The following is a 17,565-nucleotide window of genomic DNA, read 5'->3' as shown; positions in this document are numbered from 1 at the left end:
TCCGCCAGACGGAATATTCCGATGCGAAACAAACCGATAGGATCGCCCCATGCGCCGTTCGAAAATCGTCTGTACTCTCGGCCCCGCGGTCGACTCCCACGAGAAGCTGGTCGAGCTGATCCAGGCCGGCATGAACGTGGCCCGTTTCAACTTCAGCCACGGATCCCACGCCGAGCACCAGGGCCGGTACGACCGTGTCCGGACCGCCTCGGCCGAGACCGGTGTCGCCATCGGTGTGCTCGCCGACCTGCAGGGCCCGAAGATCCGCCTGGAGACCTTCGCCGAAGGCCCCGTCGAGCTGGAGCGTGGCGACGAGTTCGTCATCACGGCCGAGGACGTGCCGGGTGACAAGCACATCTGCGGCACGACCTACAAGGGTCTGCCCGGGGACGTCTCCCACGGCGACCAGATCCTCATCAACGACGGCAACGTCGAGCTGCGCGTCGTCGAGATCGACGGCCCCCGGGTCAAGACGGTCGTCATCGAGGGCGGCGTGATCTCCGACCACAAGGGCATCAACCTGCCCGGCGCGGCCGTGAACGTGCCCGCGCTGTCGGAGAAGGACGTCGAGGACCTGCGCTTCGCCCTGCGGATGGGCTGCGACATGGTCGCCCTGTCCTTCGTGCGCGACGCCAACGACGTGAACGACGTCCACAAGGTGATGGACGAGGAGGGCCGCCGCGTCCCCGTCATCGCCAAGGTGGAGAAGCCGCAGGCGGTCGACAACATGGAGGGCGTCGTCGCGGCGTTCGACGCCGTCATGGTGGCCCGTGGCGACCTCGCCGTCGAGTACCCGCTGGAGCGGGTCCCGATGGTGCAGAAGCGCCTCGTGGAGCTGTGCCGCCGCAACGCCAAGCCGGTGATCGTGGCGACCCAGATGATGGAGTCGATGATCACCAACTCCCGTCCGACGCGCGCCGAGGCCTCCGACGTGGCCAACGCGATCCTGGACGGCGCGGACGCGGTCATGCTGTCCGCCGAGTCCAGCGTGGGCGCGTACCCGGTCGAGACCGTGAAGACGATGTCGAAGATCGTCACCGCGGCCGAGGAGGAGCTCCTCTCCAAGGGTCTTCAGCCGCTGGTCCCGGGCAAGAAGCCGCGCACGCAGGGTGGTTCGGTCGCCCGCGCCGCCTGCGAGATCGCCGACTTCCTCGGCGGCAAGGGCCTGGTGGCCTTCACCAAGTCCGGTGACACCGCCCGCCGGCTCTCGCGCTACCGCGCGGCCCAGCCGATCCTGGCCTTCACCACGGACGAGGGCACCCGCAACCAGCTCACGCTGAGCTGGGGCGTCGAGTCGCACGTCGTCCCGTTCGTGAACAGCACCGACGAGATGGTCGAGCTGGTCGACCACGAGCTGCAGAAGCTCAAGCGGTTCAACGAGGGCGACGTCGTCGTGATCACCGCCGGTTCGCCCCCCGGCGTCGCCGGCACCACCAACATGGTCCGGGTGCACCACCTGGGCGAGGGCAACCGCGCCTGATCCCGCCCGCCGTACGCCGCTGAGGGCGCCCCCTGTCGAACAGGGGGCGCCCTCAGCGTTTTGTGCGGCTCCCGGACGGGCTCTGGACGACTCAGCCGGTCGTGTACTGGTGGAGTCCGGGGACGTGCAGGGTCCCGCCGAACTGGCCGGCCTGAACGACCTTCACCTTGGTGAAGTAGATCAGCGGGATGTTCAGCGGCGGAGGGTTGTCCGGGTCGAACGTGACCGGGATGAGCCCGAGCAGGTTCCCGGAGATGCTCTCCGTGTACATGATCGTCTTGCCGTCACGGATGGTGGACGTCGAACCCGAGGCGGCCTGCACGTGGTAGGTCTTGCCGGACTGCTTGTCGGTCACGGTCTGGTGGAGATCGCCGATGTCGGTGCCGTCGGATATGACGTACTTCAGCACCTTCTTGACGGTGCCGTCGGCGGTCCTCACCTTGACTATGCCCTGGTAGTCGGCGCCCTTGAGCAGCAGCGAACTGGCGTTGAGGTACCAGGGATCGGTCGGCAGGGCGACCTGGTTGTCCACGCCGCCCGTGTCGTCGGTGGCGACAGGGCAGTCCGCGGGGTCCGTGGTGGCGCTCGCGGAGGGGCTGGGTGTCGCGGTGGCCTCGGCGGCCTCGTCCTCGGCCTTCCCGGTGGTCTCCGAAGCGGCCTTCGACGCCGTGTCGGTGACCTTGTCGCTGGTGTCCTCGACCGTCTCGGTGACCTTGTCGGTCGTGTCCTTGACGGTGTCCGCGGCGCCCTTGTCGTCCGACGTGTCCGAGCCGGCGGTCGCGCTCGCGCTCGCCGAGGCGGACGGCGCCGGAGTGGAGCTCGCCGTCTCGTCGGGCGTGAGGATGTCCTTGATGGCGTCGCCGACGCCCAGCGGGTCGAGCGGGTTCTTGCTGCTCTCGCTCGCCGAGGGGGTCGGTGTGGAGACGGCGCTGTCCGCCGCCTTCTCCTGCGTGCTCGCGGAGGCCGACGGGGACGCGGTGGGCTCGGCCTTGTCGTCGGAACCTGAATCCGACGAAGAGGCCGTGTCCTTGTCCGTCGAGTCCGACGACGCGGAGGGGCTCGGCGTGGCCTGGTCCGAGGACGCGCTCGCGCTCGCGCTCGCCGAGGCGGAGGGCGACGCCGTGTCCGACGCCTCCTCACCGGTGACGGCCTCGACACACGCCTGGTACTCCTCGGCCGTGAGGCTCCTGGAGGTGGAGTGGTCGTCGGCCTGGGCGAGCGTCGGGGTGAACCCCATGCCCATGAGCACCGCCGTCGGCATCGCCGCTATGGCTATCACCTTGCCGGCGGGCATCTGGAACCTGGTGAACAGCGGCTTCCTCGGGGCCGCGTGGCGCGGCCCGGTTCTCACACGGGACTCCTCCACAGCAGTCCCATGGGTCACCTCGTCAGCCGGCACTGTGCCTCCCGTTCGCCCCGTTGGTCGGGCTCGTTCCTGACAGATCGTTCGGGTCGCCCGCACCGTGCGCCGCCTCGTGCCCGATGGACTCGGCCGCCGAACCGTCCGGCGTGTCCTTCTTGGCGAGGGAACCCGACGCGGCGTAGCTCTCCTCGGGCTCTCCGGGAACCCAGGAGACCGCCATGGCACCGCCGAGCAGGGCGAACAGGAAGCCGATCAGGAAGCCGCCCAGGTTAGCCACCGGAATGGACACGAGGGCCAGGAGGATCGCGGCGACACCCGCGAACGTCCGTACGTGCTTCTGGAACCAGAGGCTGATCCCGAGCACGACGAGGAGTACGCCGATGATCAGGGACCCGGCACCGGCGGTGGTGGACATCGCCAGCGTCAGATGGCCGAGGTGAAGGTGCGCGTACGGGAAGTAGGCGATGGGGAAACCACCGAACACGATGTACAGACCCGCCCAGAACGGGCGATCGCCCCTCCAGTTACGGAAGTTCCGCCGGAACACCTGAAGGTAGTGCTCATCGTGCTGGCCGGGCGCGGCAGGGGTCTCGGCGCTCATGGAAACAGCTCCCTGGAACGGCATTGCTGTGAGAAGTACGCGTTGAGTGCTCCGCGTACGACGGGCGGAGCGGCGGGGCGGGCGAAGCGGCCTGAGCCTCCTCGCCCACCCCTGGGGTGCTCAGTAGCACTCGTGGGTGCCCGCGGACACCGACATCTTCAGACCGCTGAGCTTGAACGTGCCGGCGGTGGTCGCCCACGCCGTCTGCTTCACGTCGGTCAGCACGGCCTTCTCGGCCTGCTGGGCGAACCCGTAGGGGTTGGCCTGCTCGCCGCCGCCCTTCATGCCCGGACCCTTGCTGGCGTCCTTGGCGGCAACACCGATGTCGATGTTCGTGAACGTCGCGTCGGCGCCGAGGTCCTCGACATCGATGTAGAGGTTGTCGGCGTGAACCGGCGTGCTGCCGCCACCGGCCTTCAGCACGAGGCTGACGGAGCCGAGCACCGGAATGTTCGGGGTGACGACGGACTGACACATGCTCGTGATGTCGGCGCTCTTGAACGCCGACACCGCGACGGGGTGCAGCGCAGCCTTGCCGTCGAGGCCCGTGCCCTGGTCCAGGGCTCCGTACTGCGAGAAGCCCGTTCCCTCAAGCTTGTCCGCGGTCACCTTGAAGGACTGACCGGAGACACTGAACGATGCGGCGAGGGCACCCTGCGCGAGGGCGACACCTATCGCTGCCGTGGCTGCCACGCTGGGCACCATGACGACGGCGAACCGCTTCCATCTGGTCCCGCCACGCACCTGGGACATAATTTTTCCTCCTTCTCGGACGTACATCTCCTGGCCCTGACTGCCACGTTGCGGCGGCTCAGTCGGGCAGGGATGGGAGAAGTGCTACGTCCTCGGGAAGGAGAGCGCCCGTACCCGGAGGTGCGAAATGCACCCGAATCACCGGCGATCACCCCCGAGCGACAACCACTGGTCGCGCCTGAACACATCACGCACAACCTGCTGGACAGGCTCCGCCGGACGGCGAAGACCCCCCTGCCCAAGAACCGATCGCACTGCTGTCGGTCCTACTCGGTGGGGACCCAGAAAGTCCGCCGACCCGATTGGCTGTCGGGGTGCGGGAATGGACCGAGCGTCGCCGATCGTGGTGCATTCTCGCCGCGTGCACAAGGGGGTTCGTTACTCGCTAGTAACGGCGGGATAACCGAAGAACGACCCGTCGGTATCGGGTGGCGACTCAGGGTGGCACCGCCAGGGGTGACACAGCGGTCAAATTCCGGACGGAATCAGACAGTTCAACGCTCTCGACTTACTACGAGTAACAGCGGCCGCGTTTACCAAGTTTTGGTAAAGCGCGGCCACATGCGTCCCTGTCGGCCAATCTTTCACCCGGGCATCACAGGCCCTGGCGTTTACGGACTGGTCAGAACAGCGCCCGGGCAAGGGCCCTGCGCGCCGCGATCACGCGGGGGTCGTCGGCGCCGACGACCTCGAAGAGTTCCAACAGCCGCACGCGTACGGCGTCCCGGTCGTCGCCCGCCGTGCGCCGCACGGTGTCGATGAGCCGCCCGAAGGCGTCCTCCACATGGCCGCCGACGAGGTCCAGGTCGGCCCCCGCGATCTGCGCCGCCACGTCACCGGGCTTCTCGGCGGCGTCCTGGCGCACCCGCTGCGGGTCGAGACTCTGCACCCGCTGGAGCAACTCGGCCTGGGCCAGGCCGAGTTTGGCCTCCGTGTTGCCCGGGTCGTCGCCCAGCACGTTCTTGTACGCCTGGACGGCACCGCCGAAGTCGCCCGCGTCCAGCGCCTGCACGGCGGCCTCCAGCAGAGCGTCGTACGGTCCGGCCGGCACCTCCCGTGCCGCGGGGGACTCGCCCGGCCCGGCGTCGGCGTCGGCGTCGACCGTCAGGCCGGTCAGACCGAAGCGCTGCTCGGCCACCTGGACGAGCTGGTCGAGGGTCCCGCGGATCTGCGCCTCGGCGGCGGCTCCCTGGAAGAGCGGCAGGGCCTGTCCGGCCACCACCGCGAATACGGCCGGGATCCCCTGGACCCCGAACTGCTGCATCAGCATCTGATTGGCGTCGACGTCGATCTTGGCGAGCACGAAGCGCCCGTCGTACTCGACGGCCAGCCGCTCCAGGAGCGGGCTCAGCTGCTTGCAGGGCTCGCACCACTCGGCCCAGAAGTCGATGACGACGGGCACCTCGGTGGAGCGCTGCAGGACATCCTGCTCGAATCCGGCCTCGTCGACGTCGATGACGAGGCTCGCGGGAGTCACGGCCCCGCCTCCGCCCTGCCTGGCGGCTTCGGCTCGCGCCTGCTCCGCCTTCGACTTGGCCTCCTGGGCCGCCTTCACCGCGGCGAGGTCGACGACTCCGCTCATGGACATGTTCCGTGGCTGCATGAGTACATCCTCCCCCTTCCTCGCGCACGTGTGAAAAGCGTCGTGAAAGCCAGGCTGTGTCAGGCCTGTTCGGCGCCGGGTCCCCACCTGACGCCTGTGCGGTTGTCGCCGCGGTCGAGCTTTCGCTACGAGTCGTAGCGTAACTGCACGGGGGCGTGCCCGCGTACCGTCTTCCGGTGATCTCCCTCACGGCTTCACACAACCGCCGGATATCGACGGTGATGCGGCCGGATATGGTCACTGACATGCACTGTCGCTCCCAGGCCGCCCGGACGGGCCGCCCCCGCAGCGCCGCCGCCGACGCCGCGATCCTGGAGGCGACTCGCACGGCGCTGGTCGAACTCGGCTGGTCCAAACTGACGTTGGGGTACGTGGCGACCCTCGCCGGGGTCGCCAAGACGACCCTCTACCGTCGCTGGGCGGGCAAGAACGAACTGGTCGTCGACGCGGTGGCCGAGCTCTTCGACGAGCTGGAGCTCCCCGACCGGGGGAGTCTGGCCGCCGACATCGAGGGCGTGGTGCTCCAGTTCGCGGCGATCCTGGACCGACCGGAGGCGAAGACGGCGCTGATGGCCGTGGTCGCGGAGTCCACCCGTGACGAGCCGCTGCGCGAGCGCATCCGCACGTCCATCGTCGACCGGCAGAAGCGCCTGGTCATGGAGGGCCGCGCCCGCGCCCAGGAGCGCGGCGAACTCCCCCCGGAGCCGGACCCGGCCGCCGCCGACCGCACCGCCGCCCTGATCTTCGACGTGGTCGCCGGGGCGGTCGTCCATCGCACCCTGGTCAGCGCGGAACCCGCGGACGAGGAATGGGTGCGCTCGTTCACCCGGGTCCTGCTCTTCGGCCTGACCGGAGTGGCAGCCGACGAACCGGCGCCTCCCTCGACGGAGGGCCCGGCCGGAGTCTGACCGGGCGGCCGGGAACGTCGTGGGTCGGGGCCGCGCCGGTGCATCAGCCCGTCGCTGTCGGACGAGGCGTGACCGTCGGTGGCGACGGGCATCGATGTACCGGCACGGCCCCTCGCGCCGCATGCCGACTGCGGGTGCATCGTGGTGGCCGCGCCACATTTCAGCCCGGCCGCGCCACATTTCAGCCCGGCCGGGGCAAGTTTCAGCCCCGGCCAGGGAAATCCAGCCCCTCCGGCGATTGAGGAGCGGGGGTCCGGGGGCGGAGCCCCCGGGTACGGGACGGGTAGGGGCGGAGGGGGCGAGAAAAGGGCACCTGGCGCCGGGCAGGCCTCGGTGGCGGAGCGAGAGCCCGGAGCCCCGGGCCCGGCCCGGATGCCGGGCAGGCAGGGGCGCCGGGCTGCCCGGGGCCGTTCAGAAGCCCGCCGGCTCCGTGTACACACCCCACTCGTCGCGCAGGACACCGCAGATCTCGCCCAGCGTCGCCTCGGCGCGGACCGCCTCCAGCATGGGGGCGATCATGTTGGACCCGTCGCGCGCGGCGGCGAGCATGGCGTCCAGCGCACCGCGCACGGCCGCCTCGTCACGGTCTCCCTTGCGCGAGGCCAGCACCCGCACCTGCTCGCGCTCCACCTCGTGGCTGACCCGGAGGATCTCCAGGTCGCCGGTCACGGACCCGTGGTGGACGTTGACGCCGACGACCCGCTTGTCGCCCTTCTCGACCGAGCGCTGGTACTGGAACGCCGACTCGGCAATCTCGCCGGTGAACCAGCCGTCCTCGATCCCGCGCAGGATGCCGGAGGTGATGGGACCGATGGGGTGCTTCCCGTCCGGGTGCGCCCGCAGTCCGCGCTCCTTGATCTGCTCGAAGATCTTCTCCGCGTCGGCCTCGATCCGGTCGGTGAGCTGCTCGACGTACCAGGAACCGCCCAGCGGGTCGGCGACGTTGGCGACGCCGGTCTCCTCCATGAGCACCTGCTGCGTCCGCAGGGCGATCTCCGCGGCCTGCTCGGACGGCAGGGCGAGCGTCTCGTCCAGCGCGTTGGTGTGCAGCGAGTTCGTGCCGCCGAGGACCGCGGCGAGCGCCTCCACGGCCGTACGCACGACGTTGTTGTACGGCTGCTGGGCGGTCAGCGAGACGCCGGCGGTCTGCGTGTGGAAGCGCAGCCACTGCGCCTTCTCGGAGGTGGCGCCGTACACGTCCCGCATCCAGCGGGCCCAGATCCGGCGGGCCGCGCGGAACTTGGCGATCTCCTCGAAGAAGTCGACGTGCGCGTCGAAGAAGAACGAGAGGCCGGGGGCGAACACGTTCACGTCGAGCCCGCGGGACAGGCCCAGTTCCACGTAGCCGAAGCCGTCCGCCAGCGTGTAGGCGAGCTCCTGCGCGGCCGTGGAGCCGGCCTCCCGGATGTGGTACCCGGAGACGGACAGCGGCTTGTACGCGGGGATCTTCTCGGCGCAGTGCTCCATCAGGTCGCCGATGAGGCGCAGGTGCGGCTCGGGCTGGAAGAGCCACTCCTTCTGCGCGATGTACTCCTTGAAGATGTCGGTCTGGAGCGTGCCGTTCAGCACCGCGGGGTCGATGCCCTGGCGCTCGGCGGCGACCAGGTACATGCAGAAGACCGGCACGGCGGGACCGCTGATCGTCATCGACGTCGTGACGTCACCGAGCGGGATGTCCTGGAAGAGGACCTCCATGTCGGCCGCCGAGTCGATCGCGACACCGCAGTGCCCGACCTCGCCGAGCGCACGGGGGTCGTCCGAGTCGCGGCCCATCAGCGTGGGCATGTCGAAGGCGACGGAGAGGCCCCCGCCGCCGTTGGCGAGGATCTTCTTGTAGCGCTCGTTGGTCTGTTCGGCGTTGCCGAACCCGGCGAACTGCCGGATGGTCCACGTACGCCCCCGGTAGCCGGTCGCGTACAGACCGCGCGTGAAGGGGTACTCCCCGGGCCAGCCGATCTGCTCGAAGCCCTCGTAGTTGTCCCCGGGCCGGGGACCGTACACCGGCTCCACGGAATCACCCGAGAGCGTGGTGAAGTCGGCTTCGCGCTTGCGCGAAGCGTCGTAACGGGCCTGCCAGCGTCGGCGGCCTTCCTCGATGGCGTGAGCGTCCATACCTCGAATTTACTAGGACGTCCTAGTAAATGTCGATGGCAAACCGCCGTGCGATGCCACACGGCGGTCGTGGATCAGGCCTTGGCGACCGCGGGAACACCCTCCGCGACCTTGGATTCCAGCTCGCGGCTGATGCGGCGCTCCACGAAGAAGGCGGCCGTCGGAATCGTGCCCGCCAGCAGCACCCAGAGCTGCTTGCCGACCGGCCACTTCGCCTTGGAACCCAGGTCGAAGGCGAAGATCAGGTAGACGACGTACAGCCAGCCGTGCGCGATGGCGACGACACGGGTGAAGTCCGCGGCTCCGTCCATGCCCATGCCGTACTTGGCGATCATGCCGAGGCACAGCAGGACCAGCAGGACGCCGGTGACGTAGGCCATGACGCGGTAGCGGGTCAACACGCTCTTCTTCATGGCACGAGGGTAGCCACCCTTTTCGGCCGATCTTCACGCGCCCCCACGCCACGCCGCCCGGGCTCCCGGGCACCCGCCCGTCGCCGCGCCCCCGCGCCCGGCCCGCCCGCGGCTACGCCTCGTCGAAGTCGTGCGCGGCGACCCGCAGGGGCCGCAGCATGGCGAAGATCTCCGCGCACTCCTCGGCGTCGTAGGCCCCGAGACCGAAGTCCATCGCCATCAGGTCACGGGTGGCCGCGTCGCAGACCTCACGGCCCTTGTCCGTGATGGAGGCGAGGGTGCCCCGGCCGTCGTTCGGGTTCGGCCGCTTGTCGACGAGCCCGGACCGCACCAGCCGGTCCACCGTGTTCGTGACGGACGTCGGGTGCACCATGAGCCGCTCGCCGATCTTGGACATCGGCAGCTCGCCCGCCTTGGAGAACGTCAGGAGCACCAGCGCCTCGTAGCGAGCGAAGGTCAGTCCGTACGGCTTGACGACCGCGTCCACCTCGGCGAGCAGGATCTGGTGCGCGCGCATGATCGAGGTGATCGCGGACATGGACGGCACGGCACCCCAGCGCTGGCGCCAGTGTTCGTCGGCGCGGGCGATGGGATCGAAGGCAAGACTGAGCGGCTTCGGCACGCCAACGACCTTACCGGCCGGTCACATCGTGGTCAGCCCCGTCTCGCTTTTCGGTATCCGCCCCCGCGGAAACGGGCTCCGGGGCGGTCCCGGGACCCCGGGACGACAGGGTCCGGGAGGTGGGTCCGGGGCCGGTTCGGCCGACTCAGGGGAGCGAGCCAAGGGCCGGTTCGCCCGGCGGTTCCACGCGCCTGCCGGCTCCCTCCGCTCCCCCGTTCCGCCCGCCGCGCCCGCTCCCCGTCCCGTTCACCGCTCCCCGTCGTCCTGGCCGTCGCCCTGGCCGTCCTCCTCGCCCGGTTCCGTGCCGTGTCCGGCACGCCGGGCCGCCACCGCCAGGACCACACAGACCACGGTCCCGAGGACGCCCGCGCCCACGACCGTCGCCCTCACCCCGGCGAACTCCGCCACCGCGCCCGACAGGGCCATCCCCACGCCCTGAACGGTCATCAGCCCGGCCGTGTTCAACGTCATGGCCCGCCCGAGCAGTTCGTCCGGCACCGCCCGCACGAACCACTGGTCCAGGCCGAGGGTGTACGCCGATCCGGCGCCCGCGAGCACCAGCAGGACCAGCGTCCAGCCGAGTCCGGGCCGCAGCGCGTAAGCGGCGTAGGGCAGCAAGGTGACGCAGACCAGCGGGAGCGTGAGCCGGCCCCGGGTCACCGGCCGCAGCCGCGAACCCGCGAACAGCTCCCCCGCGATCGTGCCGACGGGCAGCGCGCACATCAGCAGGCCGAGCCCGGCCGTACCGGCCCCGAGCCCTTCGGCGTACGGCGCGGCCAGCGCCTCCGGCACGACGACGAACATCGGCGGGACCCAGAACAGCAGGAGCAGCACGAGGATCCGCCGGTCGGCCAGCACCCGGCGGGCACCGCGCAGGGAGTCGCGCACGAGCGCCTGCCCCCGGTGCGCCCGCGCGGGCCGCCGCCGGGTGCCGAAGCGCAGCAGCGCCGCGGAGGCGAGGAAGGTGCAGACCGTGACGAGGAGCGCGTGACGCGGGGAGACGACGGTGAGCAGCAGGCCGCCCGTCCCGAAACCGGCGAGCAGCGCGCTCTGCGACAGGATCCGCAGCAGGGACCGGCCCAGTACGAACAGTTCCCCGTCGCCGAGGACGTCCGCGAGGGTCGCCGTCCGCGTCCCCTGGAAGACCGGCGCGACCAGGGCGAGCGCGGTCCGCATCACGAGCAGCACCGCGACGGGCGCGCCCGGCAGCACCATCACGGCCACGCAGCCCGCGCACACCAGATCGCACCCCACCAGGACCCGGCGGGCCGGGAAGCGGTCCGCGACGCCCGCGAGCAGGGTCCCGCCGATCAGGTAGGGCAGAAAGCCGAGCGCGAACGTCAGGGCGCTCAGCAGCGGGGAGCCGGTCAGTCCGTAGACGAGGACGGAGAGCGCGATCTCGCTGACGACGAGCCCGAGCAGCGAGAACGCGTGCGCGGCGAAGACGGCACGGAACTCGGGCACGGCGAACACGGGACCGTACCCGGTCCGCGCGGGGACGGCCTGCGGGTCACCCTCCGCCGGGGGCGTCAGCGGCCCGACGGCGCCCTCCGAGGCGGGCCCGGCGGACTTCTCCGCGGCATCCTCCGTCGGCGTGGTCGGGTTCCCCGTGGCGGGCAGCGCGGTGTTCCCCTTGGCGGCCCGCGCCGCGGTGGGCACCGTCGTCGCGCCCTTCGTCTCTGCTTCCGGCATGGGCGACAGCGTGCCCCCGCCCCGCTCCGGCCCCGTAGAGTTTCGGCCTCAGCCGAATCCTGTGGGGTCGTTTCATGCCGTCGCTGCTGCACTTCGGGGAGGACGACCTCCTCAACTGCCGGTTCGCGGTGTCGCCGCTGTGGGAGACGCAGGAGGCGGTACGCACGCTCAACCGGCCCGCGCGGCACGGCTATCACGCACACTGGCTGCGCCGTATGCGCGCGGCGGCCGCCGGACTCGACCTCACCCCGCTGTGGCTGCTGATGCCGCAGCGCGGCTACTCCCCCGACTGGCTGGGCCCGCCACCGCTGGGCCCCGCGGCGAGCTTCGAGGAGGAGATCGCCGTCATCCGCACGGCCGACCCGGACGTGGCCCGCGAGGAGAGCGCGCGTTCGCTCGCCGACACCCCCGGCGCCCTGGCCTCGGCGCGCGGCCGGGCCCTGCTGGCCGACCCGGCCCGCATGGTGCGCGAACTGACCGGCCTGCTGGAACAGGCCTGGCACACCCTCGTCGAACCGGACTGGCCACGGCTGCGCGCCCTGCTGGAGGCCGACGTCGCCTTCCACTCGCGGCGGCTCGCCGAGGTCGGCCTCGGCGGACTCCTCCCGGAGATCGACCGGCGGTTCGGCTGGCGCTCCCACACCCTGACCGTCGAGGTCAGGGGCCGGCACGAACGGCACCTGGCCGGGCAGGGTCTGGTCCTCATGCCGAGCGTGTTCTCGTGGCCGGACGTGATCAGCGGCTTCGAACCGCCCTGGCAGCCGACACTCGTCTACCCGGCGCGCGGCATCGGCGGCCTGTGGGCCGAGCCGACGGACCGCACCCCCGACGTGCTCGTACGGCTCCTCGGGCGCGGCCGGGCCGCCGTGCTCACCGCGCTCGACGAACCGGCCGGCACGACCGCGCTCGCGCACCGGCTGCGCCTCGCCCCGTCGTCGGTCTCCGCGCATCTCACCGCCCTGCGCGACGCGGGCCTGCTCGTCTCGCGCCGGTACGGGCACCAGGTGCTGTACGAGCGGACGCCGCTCGGGATCGCGCTGGCGTCGGGCGGCGGCTGACCGCGGGGCGCCCCACCGCGCCATGCCGCTCCCCCGCGTAAATACCGCCGCAATGCCCCCTTGTGCCACGATTGGTGACCGGTTGTCACCCTCGTACAAGGGAGCAGCATGCCCCGGCTGATCCGCGCCCTCGCGGCGCTCGCGGTGCTCGGGCTCACCGCGGGCTGCGCGCCCTCGCCCGAGACGGGCCGGACCCCGGTCGCCGGTGGCGCCTCGAAGCAGGCGGGCCCCGCCGCCCGCTCGCCCTTCTGGGTCGACCCGCGGGGCCCGGCGGCCCGGCAGATCGAGCTGTGGCGCCATCAGGGCCGTGCCGGGGACGCCGCGCTGCTGAAGCGGATCGCGGACGAGCCCGTCGCCCTGTGGCCGGCCGGCGAGCTCGACCCCGGTCCGGCGGTCCGGTCGGCGACCGCTTCCGCCGCCCGCGAGGGGCGGACGGCGCTCTTCGTGGCGTACGACATCCCGCACCGGGACTGCGGCCAGCACTCGGCGGGCGGGGCGGCAGACGCGGACGCCTACCGGCGGTGGATCGGCAGGTTCGCCGACGCCCTCGGTGACGGCCGGGCCCTGGTGATCCTGGAACCGGACGCGGTCGCCCACATCGTGGACGGCTGTACGCCGGGCGAGTACCACGACGAGCGCGAGCGGCTGCTGAGCGAGGCGATCGTCCGGCTGAAGCGCCGGCCGGGCACCACGGTGTACCTGGACGCCGGAAACCCCTCCTGGATCCCCGACCCGGAGAAGCTGGTCGGGCCCCTGGAACGCGCGGGCATCACGCACGCCGACGGCTTCTCGCTCAACGTCGCCAACTTCCAGACGGACACGGTCAGCAAGGAGTACGGCGTCCGCCTCTCCGGCAGACTCGGCGGCAAGCACTTCGTCGTCGACACCAGCCGCAACGGCAACGGCCCGCTGGAGGGAGTCTGGTGCAACCCGCCGGGCCGGGCGCTGGGCACCCCGCCGACCACGGCCACCGGCGAACCCCTCCTCGACGCCTACCTGTGGATCAAACGGCCCGGCGAGTCGGACGGAGAGTGCGGGGGCGGACCGGCGGCCGGCCGGTGGTGGCCGGAGTACGCCCTGGAGCTGACGCGCGATCCCACCGGCTGACGGCCGCCGAACGGCTCCGTGTACGGGGTCACCTGACGTGGATCCACTTCGCCTCGGACGGTGTGCCCTGCGCGTCGGTCACGAACAGCATGTACCAGCCGGGCGGCACCAGCGCCGGGTCCCTCGGTACGTCCACGGTGACCGAGTCCGCCGTCCTCGTCAGCCCCAGCTCGATCGACCGCTGCTCGACGTCCGTGGTGTGGGTGACGGCGCTCGGCCGCATCAGCCGCGCCTTGACGGCCCGTTCCGGGTGGCCGGTGGCGAACGTCGCCCGGTGGTTCGCGTCGAGTTCCTCCGGGCCGGCGCCCAGCACCGGGCGGTTCGCGCGGTTGCGGTGCAGGGCGGGCGGGGTGAAGACCTCCATGCGCTGTTCGAAGTGGCCCAGCTTGGTGTTCCGCTGATCGTCGAAGAGCGGGTCCGAACCGAAGGTGACGACACGGCCGTCGGGCAGGAGCAGTGCCTCGGAGTGGTAGTTGCGGCCCACGCGGGGGGACGCGGCCTCGTGGAAGGTGTTGGTCCGGGGATCGTAGAACTGCGCTTTGAGGATGTTGCTGGCGCCGCGGCCGCGGTAGTCCCGGGAGCCGTTCGTGGTGAACACGGTGTCGTCCGGCATGATCACGCTGTTCAGATAGCGCGTGCCCTGGGGAAGGTCGGGGCCGTCCTCGAAGGCCGGGCTGTCCTTCTTGAGGTCGACGACGGCGGTGCGGGCGGTGGACTTCCTGGACTCGCCGACGCCTCCGCCGCCGAGGATCATCACCTTCTGCTCCTGAGCGGGCGGGAGCAGGACCGACGCCGAGGTCTCCGTCCGGTCGGCGTCCCGCAGGCCGGGAACCTTCTGGAAGGTGTTGGTCCGCGGGTCCCACAGGCCCGGATCGCGGCCCTGGCCGGCGGGTCCGTACCCGGCGTTGGAGGCCGGGTAGAAGAGTTTGCCGCCCTTGGTGAGGAAGAGGGCCGGGTAGGTGGGGAAGTAGCGGTGGGGCCCGGGGCTCCACCGCTTCGTCACCGGGTCGTAGATCTCGGTGTCGCCCGGGTCGATGACCCCGACGTCGTCGAGCCCGGAGACGGCGAGGACGCGTCCGTCGTCGAGTCCCACGAGGGTCGGGTACCAGCGGGCCTTGTCCATCGGGTCGACGGGGATGTACCGCTCGGCCCTCGGGTCGAACTCGTAGGCGGCCCGGATGCCCTGGAAGTCCTGCTTCTCCAGGGTGATCTTCTCCGAGAGGCCGTAGGTGTTGTAGGCGTCCTCGCCGCGCAGGCCGACGATCTCGTACTGGGCCTGCCGGTCGGTGACCGGCCCCGGTCCCTTCTCCTCCGCCTCCACGAAGACACGGGCCTCTCCTGCGGTGACCTCGGTCCTCCAGGGCTGCATGGCGCCGTTGCGGTCGTAGGTGATGATCTGGTTCCGCTTCGCCCTGGGGACCGTCACGTCGACCCTGCTGACGTAGTCGACGCCGGCGGGCGAGCGGAAGACGGTGCCCTTCTTGAGGACGACGGTTTTGTCGGGATTCTCGTTCTTCACCCGCATGCCGCCGCCGGCCCGGACGACCTCGCCGTCCAGCTTCTCGTAGCGGGCGGTGCCTCCGGCCACGAGCATCCTGCCGTCGGGGAGCTGGGCGTGTCCGGAGCAGAAGAAGTCGTCCGGTGTGGGGATCTTCTTGAAGGTGTCCGTCCTCGGATCCCACAGGACCGTGTCGAAGGACCCCTGGTCGAACTTCTTCTGCTCGTTGCCCGAGCCGGCGACGATGAGCACCTTCCCGGTGTGCAGCAGGGCCGCGTGGATCGCGTTGGTGCGGTACTGCGCGGGGATGTCGACGCTGCTCCAGGAGCCGTACTTCGCCGTGTAGGCGGGCCGGGAGATCTTGTACTCGTGGTACGTCTCACCGGCGAAACCGAGCGCGGCCGGGGCGTTGAGCCCCGCGAGGACGGCGAGGCCCGTGATGCCGAGCAGCCCCTTCTTCGCCTTCTTCGTACTCTTCGTATCCTTCGTATTCGTCTTCTTCGAGGGCCGGTGGGCCATGGACTAGGTGCCTCCTGTCGTGGAGCCGGTGACCGTGACGGGGGTGGCCGCCGGCGATTCCCGACTGTCGGGGACGCGGACGGGAGCGGGCGCAACGAGCCGGGTCCCGCGCTCCCCGGCGAGGGTGCGGATCCAGACCGCGACCGGGGCCAGGGAGATCCCCATGGCCAGCAGCGCCCAGGCCCGCATGGCCGCGTGGGTGTGGCCGAGGACGGCCGAGGCGCCGAGCGAGACGGCGAGCAGCGCGGCCCAGCCGAGATGGACACGGAAGGTCCCCAGCCGGTCGGGGCTCGCGTCGCGGCCCTTCGGGGTGACGACGAAACGGCTGGGGCGCCGGACGACCGCCTCGCTCAGCGCCTTCAGATAGATGGGGGCCGACAGCGCAGACATCGCCATGCCGGCCAGGCCGCCGGATCCCTCGGGTTCGTGCGGTGAGACGTTGTGCCGCCGGTTCCACAGGTACAGACAGATCTGGAGGGCGGCGGCGTCGCTGTAGAGCATCAGCCACATGGACGCGGTGACCTGCGTCCCGGATGCCCCGAACCACAGGAACAGGAAGCAGCTGACGATGCCCAGGAGCCAGTTGACGGCGGTCATCGGGTAGTAGAGGAGCATCAGCGTGTACGACAGGAGCCGGCCGGGAGGCATGGTGACCAGCGCCTTCCCGTACTGCTTGATCAGGGTCTCGTAGGTGCCGCGCGACCAGCGCATCTGCTGGGTGAAGAAGTCGGTCCAGGAGGAGGGACCCTCGCCGACGGCGAGCACGTCCGGTGTGTAGACGGAGCGCCAGTGCCGGCCCGTCCGGGGGTTGCGGTGCCGGTGCAGTTCGAACCCGGTGGCCATGTCCTCGGTGATGGAGTCGTACAGCCCGCCGATCTGCTTGAGGGCCGCGATCCGGACGACGTTGTTGGTGCCGACGAACATGGGCGAGCCGTAGCGGTTTCCGGCGCGCTGGATGAGGGCGTGGAAGAGGAACTGCTGGGACTCGGCCGCCTTGGTGACGGGGTTCTCGTAGTTCCCGTACACCTGGGGGCCGACGACGAACGCGACGTCGGGGTCCCGGAAGTAGCCCATCATGCGCTCGAGGAATCCGGGCAGCGGGACATGGTCGGTGTCGACGGAGGCGAAGAAGTCGTACGCGTGCCCGTACAGGGCGAGCCACGCGTTGTAGTTGCCGTGTTTGGTACGGGCCTTGTGGCTTCCCTCCGGTGTGTTCCACTCGGGCACGCCGAACCGGGTGAAGTGCCGGACGCCGAGCTCGGCGCACAGGGCTCTGGCCTGCTCGTCGTCGCCCTCGTCGAGCAGCCAGACGTCGAGGGGGCCGGAGTGGGTGAGCCGGACCGCGGCTTCGAGGGTGGCGCGGACCGTGGTGAGGGGTTCCTTTCCCGGGACGTAGGTGGTGAGGAAGGCGACCCGGGTCCCCTGCGCGGGAAGGACGGGTACGGGGTCGCGGGCGACCAGCGTCGCGTGGGCGATGCTCATGACGTTGACGACCATGAAGAGTTCGATCAGGCCGATGACGACGAGCATCGTGGTGTCGAGGGCGTTCCGCCATGGCTCGCCGCCCTCGCGTCGCACCCAGTGGGTGGGCCACACGAGGTAGACGAGGAGCGCGCCGGTGAGGACCGGGGCGAGGGTCGTCAGCAGGATGGCGCCTATTCGGCGCGGCTCGCGCGACAGGAGCTTGGTGTACTGCACCCGGTAGCCGGTGCCGGACGGCTGGGTCAGGGGTCCGGCGAGCCGGCTGTGGGTGTCGTAGTCGTAGCCCGCGGGCCGCACATCGCCCTCCCGTGGTTCGACGAGTCCGGTGATCGTCACGGCTGGTAACCACACATA

Annotated in this window: 14 protein-coding genes; 4 read left to right on the top strand and 10 right to left on the bottom strand. The window is 70.6% G+C overall.

The genetic code is table 11. From position 1 onward, the window contains the following. Nucleotides 1-49: 49 nt before the first annotated feature. Complete coding sequence (gene pyk / locus OG485_RS29270; RefSeq protein WP_328671475.1) at nt 50-1,480, top strand: pyruvate kinase; 1,431 nt, start codon at nt 50-52, stop codon at nt 1,478-1,480. A 91-nt stretch (nt 1,481-1,571) separates the two neighbouring features. On the opposite strand, the gene OG485_RS29265 is transcribed toward pyk, so the two are convergent. From OG485_RS29265 to OG485_RS29250, 4 genes are all read right to left on the bottom strand, one after another. Then, the gene (locus tag OG485_RS29265) at nt 1,572-2,879 is read right to left on the bottom strand and encodes a hypothetical protein (RefSeq protein ID WP_328671474.1); all 1,308 of its coding nucleotides are present in this window, start codon (nt 2,877-2,879) and stop codon (nt 1,572-1,574) included. Further along, nucleotides 2,869-3,444, bottom strand: a complete 576-nt coding sequence (locus tag OG485_RS29260; RefSeq protein ID WP_328671473.1) for a DUF6114 domain-containing protein — start codon at nt 3,442-3,444, stop codon at nt 2,869-2,871. The genes OG485_RS29265 and OG485_RS29260 overlap by 11 nt, the downstream gene beginning before the upstream one ends. Nucleotides 3,445-3,564: 120 nt before the next feature. Beyond that, entirely contained in the window at nt 3,565-4,200 is a 636-nt protein-coding gene (locus tag OG485_RS29255; RefSeq protein WP_328448036.1) for a DUF6230 family protein, read from the bottom strand. 619 nt (nt 4,201-4,819) lie between these two features. Next, on the bottom strand, nt 4,820-5,800 hold the full coding sequence (locus OG485_RS29250) for a tetratricopeptide repeat protein (RefSeq protein ID WP_328671472.1): 981 nt from the start codon (nt 5,798-5,800) through the stop codon (nt 4,820-4,822). A gap of 245 nt (nt 5,801-6,045) precedes the next feature. On the opposite strand from OG485_RS29250, the gene OG485_RS29245 reads away from it, so the two are divergent. Then, the gene (locus OG485_RS29245) at nt 6,046-6,708 is read left to right on the top strand and encodes a TetR/AcrR family transcriptional regulator (protein ID WP_328671471.1); all 663 of its coding nucleotides are present in this window, start codon (nt 6,046-6,048) and stop codon (nt 6,706-6,708) included. Between the two features lie 411 nt (nt 6,709-7,119). On the opposite strand, the gene OG485_RS29240 is transcribed toward OG485_RS29245, so the two are convergent. From OG485_RS29240 to OG485_RS29225, 4 genes are all read right to left on the bottom strand, one after another. Further along, a complete protein-coding gene (locus OG485_RS29240) occupies nt 7,120-8,820 on the bottom strand; it encodes an acyl-CoA mutase large subunit family protein (RefSeq protein ID WP_326785448.1) in 1,701 nt (566 codons plus the stop codon). Nucleotides 8,821-8,894: 74 nt separating this feature from the next. Beyond that, nucleotides 8,895-9,233: a DUF3817 domain-containing protein gene (locus OG485_RS29235; RefSeq protein WP_328671470.1), complete on the bottom strand. Its 339-nt coding sequence runs from the start codon at nt 9,231-9,233 to the stop codon at nt 8,895-8,897. Between the two features lie 112 nt (nt 9,234-9,345). Next, nucleotides 9,346-9,855, bottom strand: coding sequence for a MarR family winged helix-turn-helix transcriptional regulator (locus OG485_RS29230; RefSeq protein WP_328671469.1), 510 nt, complete (start codon nt 9,853-9,855; stop codon nt 9,346-9,348). A gap of 246 nt (nt 9,856-10,101) precedes the next feature. Further along, the gene (locus tag OG485_RS29225; protein WP_328671468.1) at nt 10,102-11,547 is read right to left on the bottom strand and encodes an MFS transporter; all 1,446 of its coding nucleotides are present in this window, start codon (nt 11,545-11,547) and stop codon (nt 10,102-10,104) included. A gap of 74 nt (nt 11,548-11,621) precedes the next feature. On the opposite strand from OG485_RS29225, the gene OG485_RS29220 reads away from it, so the two are divergent. Next, nucleotides 11,622-12,605 carry an ArsR/SmtB family transcription factor gene (locus OG485_RS29220; RefSeq protein ID WP_328671467.1) on the top strand — a complete coding sequence of 328 codons (984 nt, stop codon included), beginning with the start codon at nt 11,622-11,624 and terminating at the stop codon, nt 12,603-12,605. 108 nt (nt 12,606-12,713) lie between these two features. Continuing rightward, nucleotides 12,714-13,712, top strand: coding sequence for a glycoside hydrolase family 6 protein (locus tag OG485_RS29215; protein WP_328671466.1), 999 nt, complete (start codon nt 12,714-12,716; stop codon nt 13,710-13,712). A gap of 28 nt (nt 13,713-13,740) precedes the next feature. Here OG485_RS29215 and OG485_RS29210 read toward each other — a convergent pair whose 3' ends face one another. Together OG485_RS29210 and OG485_RS29205 are read right to left on the bottom strand one after the other, a co-directional pair. Continuing rightward, nucleotides 13,741-15,729 carry a kelch motif-containing protein gene (locus OG485_RS29210; protein WP_328671465.1) on the bottom strand — a complete coding sequence of 663 codons (1,989 nt, stop codon included), beginning with the start codon at nt 15,727-15,729 and terminating at the stop codon, nt 13,741-13,743. Between the two features lie 3 nt (nt 15,730-15,732). Further along, the gene (locus tag OG485_RS29205; RefSeq protein ID WP_328674707.1) at nt 15,733-17,508 is read right to left on the bottom strand and encodes a glycosyltransferase family 2 protein; all 1,776 of its coding nucleotides are present in this window, start codon (nt 17,506-17,508) and stop codon (nt 15,733-15,735) included. Nucleotides 17,509-17,565: the final 57 nt, after the last annotated feature.

It is taken from the genome of Streptomyces sp. NBC_00328, from assembly GCF_036139655.1.
Taxonomy (GTDB): domain Bacteria; phylum Actinomycetota; class Actinomycetes; order Streptomycetales; family Streptomycetaceae; genus Streptomyces.
This window is presented reverse-complemented; position numbering and strand designations above follow the sequence as displayed.

What these genes read in the sequence shown, in the direction of transcription:
- pyk (WP_328671475.1), top strand. Translation starts at nt 50, where the DNA reads ATGCGCCGTTCGAAAATCGTCTGTACTCTCGGCCCCGCGGTCGACTCC.
- OG485_RS29260 (WP_328671473.1), bottom strand. Translation starts at nt 3,444, where the DNA reads ATGAGCGCCGAGACCCCTGCCGCGCCCGGCCAGCACGATGAGCACTAC.
- OG485_RS29250 (WP_328671472.1), bottom strand. Translation starts at nt 5,800, where the DNA reads ATGCAGCCACGGAACATGTCCATGAGCGGAGTCGTCGACCTCGCCGCG.
- OG485_RS29245 (WP_328671471.1), top strand. Translation starts at nt 6,046, where the DNA reads ATGCACTGTCGCTCCCAGGCCGCCCGGACGGGCCGCCCCCGCAGCGCC.
- OG485_RS29240 (WP_326785448.1), bottom strand. Translation starts at nt 8,820, where the DNA reads ATGGACGCTCACGCCATCGAGGAAGGCCGCCGACGCTGGCAGGCCCGT.
- OG485_RS29235 (WP_328671470.1), bottom strand. Translation starts at nt 9,233, where the DNA reads ATGAAGAAGAGCGTGTTGACCCGCTACCGCGTCATGGCCTACGTCACC.
- OG485_RS29225 (WP_328671468.1), bottom strand. Translation starts at nt 11,547, where the DNA reads ATGCCGGAAGCAGAGACGAAGGGCGCGACGACGGTGCCCACCGCGGCG.
- OG485_RS29220 (WP_328671467.1), top strand. Translation starts at nt 11,622, where the DNA reads ATGCCGTCGCTGCTGCACTTCGGGGAGGACGACCTCCTCAACTGCCGG.
- OG485_RS29215 (WP_328671466.1), top strand. Translation starts at nt 12,714, where the DNA reads ATGCCCCGGCTGATCCGCGCCCTCGCGGCGCTCGCGGTGCTCGGGCTC.
- OG485_RS29210 (WP_328671465.1), bottom strand. Translation starts at nt 15,729, where the DNA reads ATGGCCCACCGGCCCTCGAAGAAGACGAATACGAAGGATACGAAGAGT.